This window comes from Lamprobacter modestohalophilus, from assembly GCF_016583905.1.
GTDB lineage: Bacteria > Pseudomonadota > Gammaproteobacteria > Chromatiales > Chromatiaceae > Lamprobacter > Lamprobacter modestohalophilus.
In genome coordinates this window covers 50,818-68,814 of the sequence record NZ_NRRY01000020.1, presented here as the reverse complement: position 1 = coordinate 68,814, position 17,997 = coordinate 50,818, and the positions used below count along the sequence as shown (strand labels likewise).

The 17,997-nt window shown below is 63.2% G+C and carries 22 protein-coding genes; 14 read left to right on the top strand and 8 right to left on the bottom strand.

Going from position 1 to position 17,997, the window contains the following annotated elements; genetic code table 11:
- Nucleotides 1-33 precede the first annotated feature (33 nt).
- The 7 genes from CKO42_RS27955 to CKO42_RS13175 all read right to left on the bottom strand — a co-directional run bounded on the left by CKO42_RS27955 (nucleotide 34) and on the right by CKO42_RS13175 (nucleotide 4,769).
- Nucleotides 34-168: a hypothetical protein gene (locus tag CKO42_RS27955; RefSeq protein WP_274608915.1), complete on the bottom strand. Its 135-nt coding sequence runs from the start codon at nucleotides 166-168 to the stop codon at nucleotides 34-36.
- Nucleotides 165-563 (bottom strand): nucleotidyltransferase family protein, encoded by a 399-nt coding sequence (locus CKO42_RS13200; protein ID WP_200244707.1) that lies wholly within the window; start codon nucleotides 561-563, stop codon nucleotides 165-167. Before CKO42_RS13200 ends, CKO42_RS27955 begins: the two co-directional genes overlap by 4 nt.
- Entirely contained in the window at nucleotides 560-994 is a 435-nt protein-coding gene (locus CKO42_RS13195; RefSeq protein WP_200244699.1) for a nucleotidyltransferase substrate binding protein, read from the bottom strand. Before CKO42_RS13195 ends, CKO42_RS13200 begins: the two co-directional genes overlap by 4 nt.
- On the bottom strand, nucleotides 982-1,242 hold the full coding sequence (locus CKO42_RS13190; RefSeq protein WP_200244689.1) for a type I restriction-modification system subunit M N-terminal domain-containing protein: 261 nt from the start codon (nucleotides 1,240-1,242) through the stop codon (nucleotides 982-984). The genes CKO42_RS13195 and CKO42_RS13190 overlap by 13 nt, the downstream gene beginning before the upstream one ends.
- A gap of 150 nt (nucleotides 1,243-1,392) precedes the next feature.
- Nucleotides 1,393-2,112: a nickel-dependent hydrogenase large subunit gene (locus CKO42_RS13185; RefSeq protein WP_200244686.1), complete on the bottom strand. Its 720-nt coding sequence runs from the start codon at nucleotides 2,110-2,112 to the stop codon at nucleotides 1,393-1,395.
- A gap of 87 nt (nucleotides 2,113-2,199) precedes the next feature.
- The gene (locus CKO42_RS13180) at nucleotides 2,200-4,071 is read right to left on the bottom strand and encodes an Hsp70 family protein (RefSeq protein ID WP_200244684.1); all 1,872 of its coding nucleotides are present in this window, start codon (nucleotides 4,069-4,071) and stop codon (nucleotides 2,200-2,202) included.
- On the bottom strand, nucleotides 4,068-4,769 hold the full coding sequence (locus CKO42_RS13175) for a DUF2760 domain-containing protein (protein ID WP_242479367.1): 702 nt from the start codon (nucleotides 4,767-4,769) through the stop codon (nucleotides 4,068-4,070). Before CKO42_RS13175 ends, CKO42_RS13180 begins: the two co-directional genes overlap by 4 nt.
- A gap of 169 nt (nucleotides 4,770-4,938) precedes the next feature.
- On the opposite strand from CKO42_RS13175, the gene CKO42_RS13170 reads away from it, so the two are divergent.
- The 5 genes from CKO42_RS13170 (at nucleotide 4,939) to CKO42_RS13150 (ending at nucleotide 9,070) form a co-directional block, all read left to right on the top strand.
- Nucleotides 4,939-5,199, top strand: a complete 261-nt coding sequence (locus CKO42_RS13170; protein ID WP_242479366.1) for a DUF2934 domain-containing protein — start codon at nucleotides 4,939-4,941, stop codon at nucleotides 5,197-5,199.
- A 229-nt stretch (nucleotides 5,200-5,428) separates the two neighbouring features.
- Nucleotides 5,429-6,001 carry a NapC/NirT family cytochrome c gene (locus CKO42_RS13165; protein WP_200244681.1) on the top strand — a complete coding sequence of 191 codons (573 nt, stop codon included), beginning with the start codon at nucleotides 5,429-5,431 and terminating at the stop codon, nucleotides 5,999-6,001.
- A 125-nt stretch (nucleotides 6,002-6,126) separates the two neighbouring features.
- Nucleotides 6,127-7,023, top strand: coding sequence for an ankyrin repeat domain-containing protein (locus CKO42_RS13160; protein WP_242479365.1), 897 nt, complete (start codon nucleotides 6,127-6,129; stop codon nucleotides 7,021-7,023).
- A gap of 121 nt (nucleotides 7,024-7,144) precedes the next feature.
- Nucleotides 7,145-7,765 carry a c-type cytochrome gene (locus CKO42_RS13155; RefSeq protein ID WP_200244674.1) on the top strand — a complete coding sequence of 207 codons (621 nt, stop codon included), beginning with the start codon at nucleotides 7,145-7,147 and terminating at the stop codon, nucleotides 7,763-7,765.
- A 6-nt stretch (nucleotides 7,766-7,771) separates the two neighbouring features.
- The gene (locus CKO42_RS13150; protein WP_200244672.1) at nucleotides 7,772-9,070 is read left to right on the top strand and encodes an FCSD flavin-binding domain-containing protein; all 1,299 of its coding nucleotides are present in this window, start codon (nucleotides 7,772-7,774) and stop codon (nucleotides 9,068-9,070) included.
- Nucleotides 9,071-9,150: 80 nt separating this feature from the next.
- On the opposite strand, the gene CKO42_RS13145 is transcribed toward CKO42_RS13150, so the two are convergent.
- Nucleotides 9,151-10,269, bottom strand: coding sequence for a DUF2333 family protein (locus CKO42_RS13145; protein ID WP_200244669.1), 1,119 nt, complete (start codon nucleotides 10,267-10,269; stop codon nucleotides 9,151-9,153).
- A 346-nt stretch (nucleotides 10,270-10,615) separates the two neighbouring features.
- Here CKO42_RS13145 and CKO42_RS13140 point away from each other — a divergent pair, with 346 nt between their 5' ends.
- The 9 genes from CKO42_RS13140 (at nucleotide 10,616) to CKO42_RS13100 (ending at nucleotide 17,935) form a co-directional block, all read left to right on the top strand.
- The gene (locus CKO42_RS13140) at nucleotides 10,616-11,116 is read left to right on the top strand and encodes a Na+/H+ antiporter subunit E (RefSeq protein ID WP_242479364.1); all 501 of its coding nucleotides are present in this window, start codon (nucleotides 10,616-10,618) and stop codon (nucleotides 11,114-11,116) included.
- Nucleotides 11,113-11,382: an MrpF/PhaF family protein gene (locus tag CKO42_RS13135; RefSeq protein WP_338034914.1), complete on the top strand. Its 270-nt coding sequence runs from the start codon at nucleotides 11,113-11,115 to the stop codon at nucleotides 11,380-11,382. Before CKO42_RS13140 ends, CKO42_RS13135 begins: the two co-directional genes overlap by 4 nt.
- Before the next feature lie 128 nt (nucleotides 11,383-11,510).
- Complete coding sequence (locus tag CKO42_RS13130; protein WP_200244745.1) at nucleotides 11,511-11,804, top strand: cation:proton antiporter; 294 nt, start codon at nucleotides 11,511-11,513, stop codon at nucleotides 11,802-11,804.
- 22 nt (nucleotides 11,805-11,826) lie between these two features.
- The gene (locus CKO42_RS13125; RefSeq protein WP_200244667.1) at nucleotides 11,827-12,099 is read left to right on the top strand and encodes a Na(+)/H(+) antiporter subunit B; all 273 of its coding nucleotides are present in this window, start codon (nucleotides 11,827-11,829) and stop codon (nucleotides 12,097-12,099) included.
- Complete coding sequence (locus CKO42_RS13120) at nucleotides 12,096-12,806, top strand: MnhB domain-containing protein (RefSeq protein ID WP_200244666.1); 711 nt, start codon at nucleotides 12,096-12,098, stop codon at nucleotides 12,804-12,806. Before CKO42_RS13125 ends, CKO42_RS13120 begins: the two co-directional genes overlap by 4 nt.
- Nucleotides 12,803-13,177 carry a cation:proton antiporter subunit C gene (locus tag CKO42_RS13115; protein ID WP_200244664.1) on the top strand — a complete coding sequence of 125 codons (375 nt, stop codon included), beginning with the start codon at nucleotides 12,803-12,805 and terminating at the stop codon, nucleotides 13,175-13,177. Before CKO42_RS13120 ends, CKO42_RS13115 begins: the two co-directional genes overlap by 4 nt.
- Nucleotides 13,178-13,187: 10 nt before the next feature.
- Nucleotides 13,188-14,636 (top strand): complex I subunit 5 family protein, encoded by a 1,449-nt coding sequence (locus CKO42_RS13110; protein WP_200244662.1) that lies wholly within the window; start codon nucleotides 13,188-13,190, stop codon nucleotides 14,634-14,636.
- Nucleotides 14,633-16,144: a complex I subunit 5 family protein gene (locus tag CKO42_RS13105; RefSeq protein WP_200244660.1), complete on the top strand. Its 1,512-nt coding sequence runs from the start codon at nucleotides 14,633-14,635 to the stop codon at nucleotides 16,142-16,144. The genes CKO42_RS13110 and CKO42_RS13105 overlap by 4 nt, the downstream gene beginning before the upstream one ends.
- A gap of 9 nt (nucleotides 16,145-16,153) precedes the next feature.
- The gene (locus CKO42_RS13100; RefSeq protein ID WP_200244659.1) at nucleotides 16,154-17,935 is read left to right on the top strand and encodes a complex I subunit 5 family protein; all 1,782 of its coding nucleotides are present in this window, start codon (nucleotides 16,154-16,156) and stop codon (nucleotides 17,933-17,935) included.
- The last annotated feature ends 62 nt before the right edge of the window (nucleotides 17,936-17,997 follow it).

Sequence of the window (17,997 nt, the reverse complement as noted above, 5' to 3'; positions counted from 1 at the left end):
GCTCCTCGACCAACAACTCGAGATGCGAAGCCCTCATGCGGAGCGTCCGCCTTTCAGCGGCTGGGTCGGCGCGCCTTGGTTGACCAGCGGTGCGCCGTCGTGCTCATCCACCGCCAGGTGATAGGTGATCAGCGGATAGCCCGGCTTCGCCAAACATAGCGCCGTCACCTCCCACTGCTCCGGCACGGGGCCGATGTCGGAGTCGACGACGCGGGTGGGGAGAGCGTCGAGCTATCTACCCGCTGCAGAACCATATACCCCGCTTCAATCTCCTCCCGAAAGGCATCGGGGATGCGCGCCCAATCGACGATCTGGACCAGGATCGGCAGATCGCTGTCAGAGAAAGCGGCGGCGATCTCATCCAGGTCGGGCTGCCGGCGGGTGAGGTCATCGGGCTGGCGCACGACCAGATCCAGATCGCTGGCGTCGTAATGGTCGCCGTTGACGCGGCTGCCGTAGGCCCAGACCTCAGCGTGAGGCAGGTAGCGACGCAGGATGTCCTTAACGATCGCCAGGTAACGCGCGGGCAGATGCAGAGCCGGGCGGTCGGAGTCGCTGCTCATGTCGCATCCTTGCCGAGCTTGGCGTCCAACCGATCCGCCAGCCGCGAGACATCCTCTAGGAATCCGGGGATCAGCGTCAGTGTCTCCCTGGCGAAGGCCTCGCCATAATCGTGGGCGGTATCGTTGCGATTATCGCGATACCGAAACCAGCGCTCGACCTCCTCCAAGGTCAGCAGGTCATGCACCGCGGCGAGGCGGAGAATGTCCTTGATGGGCGTGGATTCGAGCTTTCGGGCGCCGTGACCGAACGCCTTCAGGGCCTTCTTGAGCAGCTTGAAGGCGATTTCCTGCGTCAGTTCATAACCCTTGACGATCGCGTTGCGATACACCTCCTGCTCGATGCTGTCGGGCTCGGCGCTTTGGTACAGCCGCAACGACTGCTGCAGGGTCTCGATGCAGCGGCGCAGATGATCGAGATTCAGGTAACGCATGGCGTGTGCTCCCGGTCGGGTGCGCCTGACGGCGACCAGCGCGAGCCTGTCGACTTAGCCTCAAGCTCGTCGCAGCGGGCCTCGAAGGAGTCGGAGATGTACTTCAGGAGGATGTACTTCAGGAAGAGTAAGCCGAGGACGACGTGCTTATATTCGGCGGCGTCGATCTGGCCGCGCAGGGTGTCGGCGGATTTCCAGAGGATTTCGGCGCGGGCGAGGTCGGTGTTGTTGGTCTCGGTGGTCGCCATCATGGCTCCATGTCGAACTCAGAGCGGTCGAGTCCAGATTGGCGAATGATCGCCAAGGCGCGATTCGGTCCAGGTTGGCCAATGATCACCGGTCAAGTCCTGTCCGCTCGCTAAACCGCCATACTAACGCGTCGCCGGAGGTTCCCCCAGTCAGTGCACCGTACAGACCATGCACGGATCGAACGAGCGCAGGATGTGCTGCACGGCGATCGCCGTCTGCTCGCCGGGTCGGATCGGCGCGCCAACTAAAGCTTGCTCAAGTGGGCCGGGGATACCCTGGGCGTCGCGCGGTGAGAAGTTCCAGGTGGTTGGGGCGATGATCTGATAGTTGAGGATGCGCCCATGGCGGACTTGGAGCCAGTGGCCGAGGCTGCCACGGGCGGCTTCGGTGAGGCCAACAGACTCGCCCTCATCCGGCAGTTGCGTCGGCTCACAGAAGGGTTCGCCGGGACGCAGGGCGCGGACCCATGCCTCCATTGCGATCAGCAGTCGAGCGAAGACACGATTCTGCACATTGGTGCTGGCCTGCGACACCAGATCGCGGATCAGGGGATGACCGTCGATCTGTTGGCGAGCGATGGCACCGACCTCGACCGGCTGGCCCGCCAGGCCTGGCGCCTTGCACCAACTGTAGGCGCCGGGCTTGTCGGCATCCGGCAGGGTCACCCCGCAGCTTGGGTGCAGGGGCTCGCCGCCACGCATCCAGCTCGCGCTGAGATCCTCGGTGACCTGCGCGAGGTCGAGTTCCCGATCGACATCCCTATCATGGTCGCTGCCCTCATCATGACCGCCAGCCCCACACCAGAGCCCGCGGCGAAAGCCGGTCTGGCACAGCGGCCCATCGTCCAGCAGGAAGCTGCCGACGCTCATCAAGCGGCTCGTCTGCCGTCGGCATCACAGACGACGACTCAATCGTTGAAGCAGCCGAGATCGCTGCAGAATCTCGAGCGGATCGGGTTAGGCGCCCTCAACCTCGCTGCTAGAACCCCGCGTATTGAAGGAGACCTTCCAGTCCGACGCCCCGGCGTCGGACTTGGCCTGGTGGGTCGGGATGGCGGTCAGCTCCAAGGTCCCGACCTCAGACACCGCGGCCCGCAGCCGCACCGGAACCACCTCACTGCGCTTGAGCTTGTCGGCGGGCAGATTGGTCTGGATCTCTTCCATCTCCTCCAGCTCATCGTCCGACCATTCCTCGAGCAGATCGCCGACCTGATCCTCGCGGCGGACGCTCGAGCCGAAGAAGCGGAACCGGACCGGCTCACCCACCACCAGACCAAATTCCTGCGGCGGCATCACCGGCTCGCTGCCCTCTTCCAGCCCAAAGGGCACCACGCAGAGCGCATGCAGCTCCGGCTCCATGCCGGGGATGGCGGGCATGCTACGCTCGATACCCACATAGTAAGAGTGTGAGGTGCCACCCCGGATACGGACGCCGCCATGATTGCGCGCGTAGGCATAGAAGGCCGCGCCCCGCGCCACCGCCAGATCCATATCGTGCGCCTCCAGCAGCCGCGCCGGTGGCGCGTCCTCGGCCGCTAGCCACTGATTGAGCACCTGCAGCACGCGATCGCGCAAGACTTGGGCGTTGAAGACGCCACCGTTGAACAGCACCGCGGTGGGATGCAGAAAGCTCGCCCAGTGCGGATGCTCAACAAAGCCTTCGAGGTCTTCGGTCGCGCCCGCCTGCTTGCTCAAAAAGGCGGCCAGATGTCGCGTCACGGCCGGGTCTTGGGCAAACGGCAACCCAACCTTGGTCAAGGCGCCACGGGCACGCTGGGCGGGTCGCTCCTCGACCGAGACCTCGGGGAAGAAGCCGTTGATCAGGGTCGTCGCGACCTCGTCTCGGGTCAGCTCAGTGCGAATCGAGCCGCCGATCAGCTTCGCGCCGCGACTGGGCACCACGATCGGCACCGAGGCCAACTCAGCATCGGCCAACAGGGCCTCCTTGGCGACACGGCAGCCGTGGGTCAGGGCCTGCAGTTGCCAACGGTCGAGTTCGACCCCCGTCTGCTTGAGCTTCTGCCTGACGACATGCGCCAGGGTGAGGTCCATGTTGTCGCCGCCGAGCAGGATATGCTCGCCGACCGCGACACGGGTCAGCTCCAGCGCCCCGTCCTGCTCAGTCACCGCGATCAGTGAGAAGTCTGAGGTGCCGCCACCGAGATCGATCACCAGGATGATATCGCCGACCTTCACATCGTGGCGCCAACGCCCGACGCTGTCGTTGACCCAGCTGTAGAGCGCCGCCTGCGGCTCCTCGAGCAGCACTAGGTTCTCGATACCGACCGCCTTGGCGGCCTCGGCGGTGAGCTCGCGCGCGGCGGGATCGAACGAGGCCGGTACGGTAACGGTCACGTCCTGCTCGGCGAGCGGATCGTAAGGATGCACCCCGTTCCAGGCCTCGCGCAGATGGCTCAGATAGAGCACGCTGGCCTCGAACGGCGAGATCTGGGGCACATCGGCCGGGACTTCGGGCGGTAAGATCGCCGCCTTGCGATCGACGTCCGGATGGCAGAGCCAGCTCTTGGCGCTCGACACCAGGCGGATCGGCGTCGTCAGCCCTTGGCGACGCGCGTGCTCACCGATCAGCCGCGTTGGATCGCCTCCCCAGGGTAAGGTCAGGTCGCCGGGCTTGTGCTCGTCCGGATGCGGCAGGTAGAGGAAGGACGGCAGCAGCGGGCGGTCTTCGACCGAGCCAGCCGCAGTCAGCTGAGGAATCCTGAGGATGCTCTGATCGACCTCCTCGCCCTCGCATTTCGCCGTCTCCACATAGGACAACGCCGAGTGCGTGGTCCCGAGATCGATCCCGATGGCATAGCGTGCACTCACAGCTCCACCTCCGCAGGTGCCAGGATTCTCACGTCATGACTACTTGCCACCTGCGGCAGACGCACCTCAACGGCGCGCCAGCCACGGTGGACCAAGGCGCCGGTGAACGGCGGCTCGCCCACCACCTGGCCCGTCGGCCGCTCGGCAGCAGGATCAAAACCCTTGTTCAGGGTCACCGTGCTGCCCTCGGCCTCAGTACGCACCGGGGCGATGCTGAGGTGATCGTTGAGGACGCGTTGGCAACCTTCGTGCACCACGCGCGCCGCAGCACCCACCTCGTGATCCCCGTAGCTCGAGACCTCCTCTTGCAGGAAGTCGAGGAACCGACCCTCCTTCTGCAGCAGCGAGAGCAGCACCAGCGCTGAATCCGGACCCGCATCCTGCAACACAGCCACCGGCTGCGGCGCGGGCGCGGGCTGCTTCGCGGCAGCAGCAGCGGAAAGGCTCGATGCGCCGTCGATGTAGAGATCGGTGAGTCGGTGTGCGTAGTTGGCATCGGCCATGGCCCGAGCAAAGCTGTAGGACGCAATCGGCAACCGCTTCAGCACAATCCAGGTCTCGCGCGCGGCAATACCAAACCAGTGGCGCGCCAAGACCCAGCCCCTTGCGGACAATCGCTTGGCTTGTTGCATCAGCGGTTTTAGCCGCTGCAACAGTGGTTGCAGCCGCTGCGACAGCGACGGCTTCTGATCGGTCATCTGAACGGTCCTCTTCTCGGGCGATTAAGATCAATCATGATGTATCCTCCATAGTACCGCGCCAGCTTGATATACATCATCCGTGATTGCCCGATGCGACTCTCTAGGCTGGCATAATCCGGCCTCAAACTCCCGTATCCCGCAGCCGTACCTGGGTGCACAGGGCCAGATGACCGACGACAAACAAGATCACGCGCCGATGGTCGCGACCGCCGACGAGCGCAGCGAGATGATCGCGGTTGCCGCCTATTATCTCGCCGAACATCGAGGATTCGGCTCTGGCAGCGCCACCGACGATTGGCTCAAGGCCGAACAGCAGATCGACCATATGCTCGAGACGATCCGACGACAAGGTATCTCGCGCTTGCAGTTCGAGCGTGCAGGACTGCGCAACGCGCTCAGGCTCTGGCATTCGCCACAATCGCAATAGGCCGATGTTTCAGCCATGATGCTCCGAAGCCAAGACGGCCAGAACCAGGCTGACGCAACCACTTGGCAATACTCGGGGCGTTACCGTAGTATCCACCTCTAGAAAAGCAACGATAACGGACTCGGCTCATCATGAGACCGGCTCCACGGGCCTAAACCAAGCTAGCTGATCCGGGCTGACTCAGCCTGGCTCTTCAGGCCACACGATTACCATTGTCGCGAGGGTTGTCATGCCTAACTCCAAAGGGCAGGACGCTGGAAGCCCCCAAAAGCGCGGTCAGCGCGTGGGAGTTCTGCTCGTCAGCGTCCTATTTATTGCCGGCATCGGCTTTGCCGCCCTGTTCAATGCAGGGATCGCCTATACCAACGAGATGGAGTTTTGCGTCTCCTGCCACTCCCTGCAGATCCCCTACGAAGAATATAAAGAGAGTCTGCACTACAAGAATCAATCCGGCGTCCAGACCACCTGCGCCGACTGCCACGTGCCTAAACCCTTTGCGCCTAAGATGATTGCCAAGGTCGTCGCGGTGAAGGATGTCTATCACGAGATCGCAGGCACCATCGATACCCCGGAAAAGTACGAAGCCCATCGCTGGGACATGGCCTCTCGGGTCTGGGCGAAGATGGAGCGAACTGACTCCCGTGAGTGCCGCAGCTGCCACGACTACGAAGACATGGACCTCTCTGAGCAAGGTCGCTCGGCGCGCAGCCGCCATGCGAGTGCCGAGGAGCGCGGCAAGACGTGCATCGATTGCCATAAAGGCATCGCTCACTACGAGCCACTACCACCCCGTGATGACTAAGAAGTGGACAGTCATCGAGTGGACGGTCATCGAGTGGACGGTCATCTGCAGCGAGGCAACCGACGATGAATACTAGGCGGAATACTAGGCGCTCGTTTTTACTGGCCTTCGTTAGCCTCTTGATCATGGCTGTGCCAGCCTTCGCCAGCGATGCCGATCTCGATCGCGAGATGCGGCTGGCAGCGATGATCGGTGATACCGAGACCGTGGCAGGGCTCCTCGACCAGGGTGCCGATGTCAACTCCGGCAGTACCTTTGGCAAGACCGCACTCATGGACGCGGTTGAGGGTGGCAACCTGGATACCGTCGCACTGCTGCTGTCGCGCGGCGCTGATGTCAATGCCCGCACGGTTGCTGGCTGCAGCGCGCTCACCTTCGCTGCCGAGAATGGCCACTATGGTATCAGCGCCCTGCTCATCGAGCGCGGCGCCCATGTCCACGATCGCACCCGCGCTGGCTGGGATGCGCTGATGATCAGCGCCCGCTACGGTCTGCGCGAGATCGTCGAGCAACTGCTGTTTCGCGGCGCCGATCCCAAGGCCGCCGATAAGGACGGGCGCACCGCGCTGATGCAAGCCGCCGCTAAGGGCTATCCAGAGGTTGTCGCCCTGCTGGCGAAGCATGGCGCCGCGATCGATGCGCGTGACAATGAGGGCGCCACAGCGCTGATTATCGCTGCCGACAACGGACATCCTGAGGTGGTGAAGACGCTGATCGGGCTCGGTGCCGACCTAAACGCCCGCGACGAGCTGGGCGCAACCGCCCTGATGTGGTCAGTCAGCCACGGCTTTGGCGAGATCACAAACATGCTGTTAGCGCACGGCGCCGATCCAAACCTCCAAGACAACGACGGCACCTCGGCGCTGATGGAGGCCGTGAGCAGCCATCACAACGCGATGATTCGCCCGTTGCTCGAGCATCAGGCCAACCCAGCGCTGACCGATGCGCAGGGCCACACCGCCGCCGACCTTGCACGTGCCAGCGATAACGCAGAGGCAATCGATTTCATGAGGCAGCCATGACAGAACAACCGGCTCGCCTCGAACCCCATGCGCGAGACGCGGCGACCAGGGGCCGCGTCTGTGCATACCGGGACGGAGCATCACTCCGGACCCACGCTCGCAAATCCCCACAGGAGGAAGCATGGCCAAGAAATCACTAAAGCTGGCTCTTGCAGGCGGGGCGCTTGCCCTCGGCCTGTCGTCCGGTGCCTTTGCCGCAGAGATCGCCAGTGGAAAGATGCTGGTCGACACCTGCGCTGGCTGCCACGGCACCAACGGCAATAGCGTCGGCCCCGCCTCGCCAAGTATCGCCGGCATGGACCCACTGGTGTTCGTTGACATGATGATCGCGTTCCAAAACGGCGACACCTACTCGACCATCATGGGTCGGATCGCGCGCGGATACAGCGAAGACGAGCTTGTTCAGATGGGCGATTACCTGAAAGAACAGCCATTTGTTCCGGTCAAGCAGGCCTACGATGAGTCTTTGGTTGCCGACGGCGAGGCTTATCACGAGAAGTTCTGTTCGAACTGTCACGAAGAAGGTGGCAAGGCGCTTGCCGATGTCGAGGATTACATCATCCTCGCCGGCCAATGGACCCCCTACCTCCAGTTCGCGATGGAAGACTTCATGGAAGAGCGCCGGATGCTGCCTAAGAAGATGGGCCGCAAGCTTGAGCAGATGCTCGAGGAACAGGGTGACAAGTCACTGGATGCCCTCTACGCCTACTACGCCAGCCAGCAAGACTACAAGCAGGAGTGAGTGCAGATGACTATGAATAGACGAGACTTCGTCAAGACCACTGGCGCTGTCGCGGCCGTCAGTGCGTTCGGATTTCCGCACATCGCCCGTGCTCAGGGGAAGAAGGTTGTCATCGTTGGTGGCGGCACCGGTGGCGCCACCGCAGCCCGTTACCTCAAGATGGCCGACGAGAGCATCGAGGTCACCATCGTCGAGCCGAACGAAACCTATTACACCTGCTACATGAGCAACGAGGTCATCGGCGGCGCACGCAAGATCGAGTCGATCCAGGTCGGCTACGATGGCCTCAAAGCGCTCGGCATTAATGTCGTCTTCGACAAGGCGACTGCCATCGATCCCGAAAAGAAGGTGGTGAAGACCGCGGGTGGGCAGGAGCTTGCCTATGACCGCGCGATCGTCGCCCCTGGCGTCTCGATGCTCTACGACAAGATCGAGGGCTACAGCGCCGAGGTCGCTGAGAAGCTGCCGCATGCCTGGAAGGCCGGCGATCAGACCCGCATCCTGCGCAGCCAGCTCGAGGCCATGGACGATGGCGGCGTGGTGCTCATCTCAGCACCCGCCAACCCCTTCCGCTGCCCGCCAGGGCCTTACGAGCGCGCGAGTCAGATCGCGATGTACCTGAAGGACAACAAGCCGAAGTCGAAGGTGATGATCCTCGACACCAAACAGGTCTTTTCGAAGCAGGGTCTGTTCACCCAGGGCTGGGAGAAGCTCTATGGCTTCGGCACCGAGAACGCGCTGATCGAATGGCTGCCAGGTCCTGACTCCGCCGTGGTTGCCGTCGATGCGGACGCCATGACGGTCGAAACCAGCTTCGGCGACGAGGTCAAAGGCGCGGTCATCAATATCATTCCACCGCAGGCTGCGGGCCAGATCGCACTTGATGCCGGCCTTGCTGATGACAGTGGCTGGTGTCCGGTCGACATGAAGACCTTCGAGTCGACGCTGCACGAGGGCATCCATGTCATCGGTGATGCCTGCATCGCGACCAGCATGCCAAAATCGGGTTATTCGGCGAACAGCCAAGCCAAGGTCGCCGCAGCCGCAGTCATCGCCCTGCTCAACGACAAGGAGCCGGGCATCGCTTCTTACGTCAACACCTGCTACTCCATTGTCGGCAAAGACTATGGCATTTCGGTTGCCGCCGTCTACCGACTCAGTGAGGATGGCTCGAGCATTGCTAGCGTGGAAGGCTCTGGTGGCGTGACGCCCGCCGATGCGCCTGAGTTCGCACTCAAGCGCGAGGTCGCATACGCCTATAGCTGGTACAACAACATCGTTGCCGACAGCTTCGGCAAAAGCTGATCGCAATGGGCTGGCCAACTCCTGGTCAGCCCGTTGATTGATGTTAGGGGGCGGCAACGCCCCTTTTTTATGGGCTTGATTCAGCCACGCTCCAACAGCACGCGCAGATCGATCACCGCCGCATTGGCACGCCCAAGATAAGACGCAAGCACCAGGGAGTGGTTTGCCAGCACGCCAAAGCCATGGCCGTTCAGCACCATTGGACTGTACTTGCGCACGATGGCCATCTCGAGGTCGCGGATGATCTGCTGCATCGACACCTCAGCGTTCTTCTGCTTCAGCACATCGCGGAAGTCGATCTGGATCGCATTCATCATGTGGTAGAGCGCCCAACTGTAACCGCGGGCCTCGTAGAACACATCGTCGACCTGGGTCCAGGGTGTGGCTTCGGCCATCAGGGGTCTGATCCCTGTCGACGACTCAGCTGGAGCCTCTTCCACAGCACCTTGAGCTTCAAAGGCTGCTGTCAGCTCAGGATCGCCAACGCTGGCCGCGAGCCGCTGGCCATAGCTGCCGAGGCGCTTCTCGACGACCTGCAGGTAGGCGCGCAGATTGTCCGCACGGGTGTAAAAGCGCGCGCTCGGGTCACGATTCGACTTCAGGTCCTGCAGATACTCCGTCAGCATCGCAACACCGTCCTTGTACATCTCTTCCGCAGAGGGGATTAGCCAGGCCTCGGCGCTGAAGTTGAAGTCCGAATCAGCCTTCATGAGATACTGATTCTCGATCGACTGGGTCTGTGAGCGGCTGAAATCGTTGCGCAACGAGCGGACGGAGTCCCGAACCTCGGTCAGCAGCCCGTATTCCCAATTCGGCATATTGTCGATCAGCACGCCCGGAGGGGTCATGTCGTTGCGCAAGAAGCCACCCGGCTTATCCAGGAGCGTGCTGGCGACGCGGATGATCGATGAGACCACGGCGACGCCAGGAACGGTCGAGCTCGGCTCATCGCCGCCTGAGATCGCATCGGCGCCTGCCAGCTCAACCACATTCTCAGTGACGCTGAAGGGCTTCGGCTGCACCGACCAGTAGAGCCCGAGGCCGACAATAGCAATTGCAGCCAGAATGACGACGGTTAGCAGCGTACTGCGTACGGCGCTCCCCTGCTTGTCGCCGGATTTGTCGCCCGACTTGTCGCCCAACTTGTCGCCCAACTTGTCGCCCGACTCGGGCGTTTCAGGTATTTTCTCTTCTGTCATGTCAGTTACCTCGGCATCGTCTGGAGGAGAAAAGGGGTAAAGCCCCTATGGTATACCGGCTTTGCACCAAAGTTCGCTACGGATGTTCAACGCGGCCCGTCCGTCGACGCCTTTGATGCAGTGATTCGCCATCGATTTTAGGCGCCGGCCCCGGGGCGAAGATCACGAGTTTAAGCCCAAAAGGATCACTGGAAGCGCGAACGGGATTGAAAACAGTCCGCAGATGGCTTAACTTCGGCGGACTGGCGGAAGATCACCGTTTAGGAACGGGGTTGAGACCAAAATGATAGCAAGGCCTCCGATCCGAAACGAACAAGGCGCTCGCAAAGGCGCTAACAGCCCTGCATTGAGCGCACGCCTGCTCCGCTTTTTGCCACGGCTGATCCTCTTCACCGCGCTGTGGCTGGTGATCGCCGGCAGCGACCCAAGCAGCTGGATCATCGGTCTGCCAACCGTTTTGTTCGCTACCCTGAGTTCGCTTCGGCTAGCCAGCGCGCAGCCGACACAATCGGCACTCAGGCTGGGTGGACTGCTCAGATTCCTACCCTTTTTCGTGGTCGAGTCAATCCGTGGCGGCATTGATGTCGCATCGCGCGTGCTGCGGCCTAGGGTCCGGATCAACCCAGGTTTTCAATCTTATCGGCCGCGTCTCGATCATCCTGGGGCCCGTGTGCTGTTCCTGGATAGCATCAGCCTGCTCCCTGGCACCCTGAGTGCCGATATGCGCGATGGCGTCATCGAGGTGCACGCGCTCGACATCGGCTCCGATCTCGTGCCTGAACTGCAACGCCTAGAGCGACTCGTCGGCCGAGTCTTTGGTCAGACGCTGGAGGAGGACGGCGCATGACGATGGTCGCGTTCTTTCTCGCACTTGCGCTGGTGCTGCTGATCACGATGGCAGTCGGTCTGGTGCGGATCGTGATCGGCCCGACACCCGCAGACCGTATGATGGCGGCCCAGCTCCTCGGCACCTCCGGCATTGGCGTCCTGATGCTGCTCTCGACGGCCCTCGGTATCCCGGCGCTGATCGATGTCGGGCTGATCTTCGCGCTGCTCGCTGCGGTGTCGGTGGCCGCCTTCACTCGACGCCGCGTCGGCCAGGACCAAGCCTAAACGCGATGCGAGCTGCGCTGGTCAACACCCCAAGCAGGTTGCAGCCGGCTCCGGCATCGCGCTGAGCCATCTCGCAACACGCCGCCCACAGCAGAGAGTATCCAGCCATGGATGAACCCACGATCGCCTTGACCATCAACATCGTCTCGGTGCTGCTCGCGCTAGCCGGTATCTTCTTCTATATCGCTGGAACCGTTGGCATACTGCGCCTGCCCGACATCTTTACCCGCCTGCATGCACTGACGAAGGCCGACAACCTCGGACTCGGCTTGATCCTGCTCGCGTTACTGCCGCACGCGCCCGATGCCTTCTATGCTGTCAAGTTGTTCCTGCTCTGGGTGCTGGTGCTCATCGGTGGCGCGACTGGCGCGCATCTGATCGCCAAACGCGCCCTGCGCGGCGATGGCGAAGACATCCACTGAGTGACGCCAAGCGAGGCCAACCATGGACCTGATACTGCTCCTCTTCGACGCGGTTCTGTTGATCACCCTTCTGGCGCTGGCGTTAGCGGCCATCTTGAGCAGCGATCCGCGTCGCGCGGTGATGCTGTTTATCGCCTTCGGACTCTGGCTGTCGCTGGTCTGGGCCCGGCTCGGCGCTCCTGATGTCGCGCTCGCCGAGGCCGCGATCGGTGCGGGTATCGGCGGCGCGCTGATGTTGGCGGCCGCGCGACGCGCCGCTCGGCAGCAGACGAGCGATCGCGGGGAGCCTTCATGAATCGAGACCTCTCCCTGTTGATCGGCATCTTGGTGGCGCTGCTGGCGGTGGTCTTGCTATGGGTGTTTCACAGCACGCTGGCACTCGACCCCGGCCAGCGCCTGGCTTCGCTCGCGATGGAGCGACTCCCTGAGACCGGCGTCAGCAACCCGGTCACCGCCGTGCTGCTCAATTACCGCGCCTACGACACGCTGCTCGAGCTCGGTGTGCTACTGGCCGCGCTGCTCGGCATCTGGTCGCTGGGGCCACCGAGGCCCGGTTTTCAACGTGCTGGCCCCGCCTTGGCGGCGATGGTCGACTGGGTGGTCCCGCTCGCGATCCTCACCGGTGGCTATCTGTTGTGGGTCGGCGGCCACGCCCCGGGTGGCGCCTTTCAGGCGGGTGCGCTGCTCGGCGCCGCTGGCGTCATCATGCGCCTCGCCGGACATGCCAACGCCGGCCTGCCAAGCGAGACCTGGCAACGTTGGCTGGTCGTGCTCGGCGCTGGTGTCTTCACGCTGACCGGCCTGCTGCTCGCGTTCACCGGCTATGGTTTCCTGACCTATCCGCCAGGCCAGGCGAAGTGGCTCATCCTGCTCATCGAGACCGCCGCGACCCTGGCCATCGGTGTCACCCTGGCCGCTGCCTATGTCGGCGGTCGCCCGCAGCCCACTGCGCCTCCACCGCCACCCTTGGTGACCTCAGCGAGCGCGGAGGCAGATCGATGATCGCGCAGTTTCTCTATGGCGGTGCGGGCATCCTGCTGTTCGCACTCGGGCTCTGGTCGCTGCTCGTGCATGCGCCGCTGCTGCGCAAGCTCATCGCACTCAATATCATGGGCGCCGGCGTCTTCCATGTGTTCATTGCCATCGCCCACCGTGGCGATGCGTTGCCGCCCGACCCGGTGCCACATGCCTTGGTGTTAACAGGTATCGTCGTCGCCGTGAGCGCAACCGCGTTAGCGCTAGCGCTGAACAGCCGCCTCGAGCAAGGCGAGAACGAGCCAGAACCAGCAAGCTCACCCAGCCCAGGGCCGCGCATCCACATGCAGCCAGCCCTCTCCACTGAGCCTTCCAGCAAAGGCGCAACCCATCCATGAGCCGCCAACGATGACGACCGACAGCTTGATCCTGCCGATCGCGTTACCGCTGCTTGGCGCCCTACTCGCGACCGCGCTGCCTCGCATCGCACCCTTGCTCGGCGTGCTGACTGCGGCGCTGACGGCCATGAGCGGCCTCTGGCTGACTGGCCTGGTGTGGGTCAGTGGTGACCTCAGCATTGTGCTCGGCGGCTGGGGACTGCCGCTTGGAATCGGCCTGTCGGCCGATGGCCTCTCGGCGGCACTGCTCGCCATGAGCAGCTTGGTCGGCCTCGGTATCAGTGTCTACGCGCTCGGCTACTTTTCCGGGAGTGAGCGCGGTCTGCACTTCTGGCCGCTTTGGCTCCTGCTCTGGACCGCGTTGAACGGCGTCTTCTTGGCCGCCGACCTATTCAATCTTTACGTGATGCTCGAGCTGCTCGGCCTCAGTGCGGCGGCCCTGGGTGCACTGACTGGCAGCCGCGATGCCGTCTCGGCGAATCTGCGCTATCTGCTGGTTGGCCTGCTCGGCTCAATCACCTACCTCCTCGGCGTTGCGCTGATCTACACCGCCTATGGCACGCTCGACATCGGCCTCCTCAGCGAGCGTGTCGAGCCCTCAGCGCTGGTCTCCACCTCATTGGTACTGATGACGGCTGGACTGGCTCTCAAAGCGGCCCTCTTCCCGCTGCACTTCTGGCTACCGCCGGCGCACGCGAATGCCCCAGCGCCGGTCAGCGCTGCACTCTCGGCGTTGGTGGTCAAGGCCGCCTTCTACCTGATCTTGCGGCTTTGGACCGACCTGTTTGCGACCATCACCGATGCGGGCGCCGCGTTCATTCTCGGCGCGCTGGGGGCGGGCGCGATCCTCTGGGGCTCCTGGCGAGCCTTGCGGGCAGAGCGCCTCAAGTTGCTGGCCGCTTACTCGACGGTGGCCCAGATCGGCTATCTGTTTCTGTTCTTCCCATTACTGCAAGCCTTGCCGCCGGGCCCGGCGCGGGACGACCTGTTTGCCGCTTGCGTGCTGATGGCAGTGACCCATGGCTTCGCCAAGGCCGGTTTCTTTCTCGCCGCCGGACTGGTGCAGAAGAAGGCAGGACACGACCGCATCGATGAACTCGGCGGGGCAGCACAGAGCATGCCTGCGACGACCTTCAGCATCGCCCTAGCCGGCTCGGCATTGATCGGCCTGCCGCCGAGCGGCAGCTTTATCGCCAAGTGGGTGCTGATGCAAAGTGCGTTAGAGACCGGACAATGGTGGTGGCTGATCGTCATCGCCCTAGGCACCTTGCTCGCTGCCGCCTACATCTTTCGGGTGCTCAGCCGCGCCTTCGGCCAGGAGCCGACGCCGCAGTGTTTTATCACTGACGCCCGCGCCGAGATCCCAGCGCTGCTGCTGGCTCTGGCCTCAGTCGCCCTGCTCGGACTCGCCGCTGGACCAATCTGGTCACTGCTTGGCTTCGAAGGAGTGCAGATATGAGTCAGCTGTTGACCTGGACCACCCTGCTTCCGGCCGCCATCCTACTGAGTTCGCTGGTCCCTGGCGCCTTGATCTTTCTGCTCAGGGAGGAAAGCCATGTGCTGCGCGGCGTGCTCAACATGGCTGGGGCGATCATTAAGCTCGTGCTGGTGGCGGTGCTGATTTGGGGCGTCTTTCTCGGCGTGGTCTTCGAGAGTCGCGTCACCATCGCACCCGGGCTCGATCTGGTGCTGCACGCCGATGCGCTCTCGGTGCTCTTCGTCACGCTCTCCACGGTCCTTTGGCTGGTCACAACCATTTACGCCATCGGCTACCTGGAGCATTCGCCGAACCGCAGCCGGTTCTTCGGCTTCTTCAGCCTCTGCGTCTCGGCCACTGTCGGTATCGCGCTGGCCGGTAATCTGCTGACCTTCGTGATCTTCTACGAGATCCTCACCCTGGCAACCTATCCCCTGGTCGCGCATCGCGGCACACCGGACGCGACCCGCGGCGCCAAGATCTATCTCGCCTACACCATGGCTGGCGGCGTCGCGCTGTTGATCGGCGCGGTTTGGCTGCGCTCGCTGACCGGACCGGTCGACTTCGTCGAAGGCGGTGTTCTGGCGGCGATGCCGGAGGCGCTGCATCCGCAATTGATCGCGATCTTCCTGTTTCTGCTGGTGGGTCTTGGTGTCAAGGCGGCGCTTTTTCCGTTTCACGGATGGCTGCCACAGTCGATGGTGGCGCCGGCACCGGTGAGCTCATTGCTGCACGCTGTCGCCGTGGTCAAGGCCGGCGCCTTTGGCATCGTGCGCGTCGTCTATGATGTCTACGGCGTCGAGTTTGCCTCCCAGCTCGGGCTCTTGACCATCCTCGGCATCATGGCCTCGTTCACCATCGTCTACGGCTCAGTCATGGCGCTGACCCAAGATGGATTGAAGAAGCGGCTCGCCTACTCGACCGTCAGCCAGGTGTCCTATATCGCTCTGGGTGCCTCGATCCTCGGTCCCGTCGCCACCATCGGCGGCATGGTCCATCTCGTGCATCAGGGCATCATGAAGATCACGCTGTTCTTCTGCGCTGGTAACTATGCCGAGACCCTGGGCGTGCACAAGGTCAGCCAGATGGATGGCGTCGGCCGCCGCATGCCCTGGACCACGCTCGCCTTCTCTGTCGGTGCACTCGGCATGATTGGTATCCCGCCGATCGCGGGCTTCGTCAGCAAATGGTATCTCGGTCTGGGTGCGGTCGAGGCTGGCGAGCACTGGGTCCTGCTGATCCTCGCGGCGAGTACGCTGCTCAACGCGGCCTACTTTCTCCCGATACTCTATAAGGCGTGGTTTCGCGACCCGCCGCAGGAGTGGCCCAATGAGCACGTCTTCGACAGCCGTTTCGAGACCATGGGCGCCCTGCTCTGGCCACCGGTCATTACCGCTGCCCTATGCATCATCGCTGGACTGCTGGCCGCAGCGCCCTTCAGTCCGCTCGAGTGGGCGACACTGATCGCCCGGCGCGAGTACCAGCCCTGAGGCCATAAGATGATGGACTGGCTACTACTCGCCTGGATCTGGCCGCTGCTTCTGGCACTGACCTATCTGCCGGTACTCACGCGTCGTCCCGGCCAGAGCTGGGGGCGAGCAGCCACCGGCGAGGCGTTGCCGACCTGGCGCGCGAGCTTGGTGGTGATTGCGGCACTACCAGCCCTGGCTGCGGCGTTGATGGTTCCGGTGGGAGCGGAGCTGAGCCTGCCCTGGCTCTTCTTGGGCACCCAGCTCGGCCTCGACGGCACCAGCCGCGTCTTCCTGCTGTTCACCGCCATCCTCTGGCTGGCCGCCGGCCTCTACGCCGCTCAGAGCATCCGCACGCCCGAGCGCGCGCGGCGGTTTCATGCCCTCTATCTGTTGGCGATGGCCGGTAATCTGTGGCTCATCCTGGGCCAGGATCTGTTCAGCTTCTACGCGGGATTCGCCCTGATGGGGCTGGCCTGCTATGGGCTGATCATCCATGACGCCCGCACCGAGGCACTGCGGGCCGGCCGCGTCTATCTGGTGATGACCCTCATCGGCGAGGTCTGCCTCTTCGTCGCCATGCTACTGATCGCACAACAGACCGGCACCGCGGTTCCAACCACGGCGGATCTCGCGAGCCTCGATACGGTCGCGGTTACCTTTATCATCATCGGCCTCGGGGTCAAGGCCGGCCTGGTTCCGCTGCATCTATGGCTACCAACCGCCTATGCCGCCGCGCCGACCCCGGCGAGTGCGGTGCTCGGCGGCGCGATGATCAAGGTGGCGCTGCTGGGCTGGCTGCGGTTTCTGCCGCTCGGCACCTCCGCCCTGCCCGAGGCGGGCACAGTGATCGCGGTGCTGGGCCTGATCTCGCTATTCTATGCGCTGCCGATCGGACTCGTGCAAGCCGACGCCAAGACGCTCCTCGGCTATTCCAGTATCAGCAAGATGGGTCTCGCGGTGCTGCTGCTGGGATTGATGCTGATCGAGCCCTCGCTGGCGCCGGCGGGGATGGTCGCGCTGACGCTGTTTGCCGCCCATCATGCACTGGTCAAGGGCGGGCTCTTCCTCGGCATCGGCTTGCGGCAAGACGGCGCACAAAAGACCTGGCTCGCCGCTGGAGTCCTCATCGGCCTGGCCGTGCTCGCGCTGGCCATGGCGAGTGCTCCATTCACCAGCGGCGCCGTGACCAAATATCTGATGAAACCGGTGATTGCCGATTCGCCCTGGCCCTGGCTGCCAGCGGCGCTTGCCGTCGCGGCCGTCGCGACGACCCTGCTGATGGCACGCTTTCTGTGGATCGCCGTTATGTCAGCGACCAACCGCACACCTCAGCCACGCGGATGGTCAATGCTCGCCTGGGCCGGCATCGTCCTGCTGGTGTTGATCTTCCCGTTTGCGCTTGGCAAGCCATCGAGCTGGCCGACGAACAGCATCCCAGTCGGCATTGGGGTCGTCCTGGGTACTCTGGTCGCGCTCGCCGCCTGGGCCAATCCTGGTTGGCTGAAACCACTGATCGGCCTGATTCCCGCCGGCGACCTGCTGGTCCTTGTAAGGCCAGCCCAGACCCTGGCGTTACGCATCGGCGCTGTCCTCTACCGGCCCTGGCTGAGCGTGCAACAGCAGGTTCAGCAACGGGCAGTCGCCCTTTTTGAGCGCTTCTTTGGCGCAGCTGCAGCTGATCCCGAACGCGGACTCAGGGCCTGGCCTGTCGCCGGCGCACTCTGGATCGGCATCCTCGTTCTGCTGCTGATCGCCATGCTGGCGGGATCAGCAGTGCCTGACGCCTCGAGCCTGGGTCCAACCGGATGACGCCCTGGCTCTTGCTCGTAGTCTGCGCTTGGGTCGGGCCTGTCGCCGGCGCATCCTGGTGC

Excerpts from the sequence above, each read along its gene's own strand:
- CKO42_RS13200 (WP_200244707.1), bottom strand. The coding sequence starts at position 563 with ATGAGCAGCGACTCCGACCGCCCGGCTCTGCATCTGCCCGCGCGTTAC.
- CKO42_RS13145 (WP_200244669.1), bottom strand. The coding sequence starts at position 10,269 with ATGACAGAAGAGAAAATACCTGAAACGCCCGAGTCGGGCGACAAGTTG.
- CKO42_RS13115 (WP_200244664.1), top strand. The coding sequence starts at position 12,803 with ATGATCGCGCAGTTTCTCTATGGCGGTGCGGGCATCCTGCTGTTCGCA.
- CKO42_RS13170 (WP_242479366.1), top strand. The coding sequence starts at position 4,939 with ATGACCGACGACAAACAAGATCACGCGCCGATGGTCGCGACCGCCGAC.
- CKO42_RS13175 (WP_242479367.1), bottom strand. The coding sequence starts at position 4,769 with ATGACCGATCAGAAGCCGTCGCTGTCGCAGCGGCTGCAACCACTGTTG.
- CKO42_RS13155 (WP_200244674.1), top strand. The coding sequence starts at position 7,145 with ATGGCCAAGAAATCACTAAAGCTGGCTCTTGCAGGCGGGGCGCTTGCC.
- CKO42_RS13135 (WP_338034914.1), top strand. The coding sequence starts at position 11,113 with ATGACGATGGTCGCGTTCTTTCTCGCACTTGCGCTGGTGCTGCTGATC.
- CKO42_RS13120 (WP_200244666.1), top strand. The coding sequence starts at position 12,096 with ATGAATCGAGACCTCTCCCTGTTGATCGGCATCTTGGTGGCGCTGCTG.
- CKO42_RS13100 (WP_200244659.1), top strand. The coding sequence starts at position 16,154 with ATGATGGACTGGCTACTACTCGCCTGGATCTGGCCGCTGCTTCTGGCA.
- CKO42_RS13185 (WP_200244686.1), bottom strand. The coding sequence starts at position 2,112 with ATGAGCGTCGGCAGCTTCCTGCTGGACGATGGGCCGCTGTGCCAGACC.
- CKO42_RS13150 (WP_200244672.1), top strand. The coding sequence starts at position 7,772 with ATGACTATGAATAGACGAGACTTCGTCAAGACCACTGGCGCTGTCGCG.
- CKO42_RS13110 (WP_200244662.1), top strand. The coding sequence starts at position 13,188 with ATGACGACCGACAGCTTGATCCTGCCGATCGCGTTACCGCTGCTTGGC.
- CKO42_RS13165 (WP_200244681.1), top strand. The coding sequence starts at position 5,429 with ATGCCTAACTCCAAAGGGCAGGACGCTGGAAGCCCCCAAAAGCGCGGT.
- CKO42_RS13125 (WP_200244667.1), top strand. The coding sequence starts at position 11,827 with ATGGACCTGATACTGCTCCTCTTCGACGCGGTTCTGTTGATCACCCTT.
- CKO42_RS13160 (WP_242479365.1), top strand. The coding sequence starts at position 6,127 with ATGGCTGTGCCAGCCTTCGCCAGCGATGCCGATCTCGATCGCGAGATG.
- CKO42_RS13190 (WP_200244689.1), bottom strand. The coding sequence starts at position 1,242 with ATGGCGACCACCGAGACCAACAACACCGACCTCGCCCGCGCCGAAATC.
- CKO42_RS13105 (WP_200244660.1), top strand. The coding sequence starts at position 14,633 with ATGAGTCAGCTGTTGACCTGGACCACCCTGCTTCCGGCCGCCATCCTA.
- CKO42_RS13195 (WP_200244699.1), bottom strand. The coding sequence starts at position 994 with ATGCGTTACCTGAATCTCGATCATCTGCGCCGCTGCATCGAGACCCTG.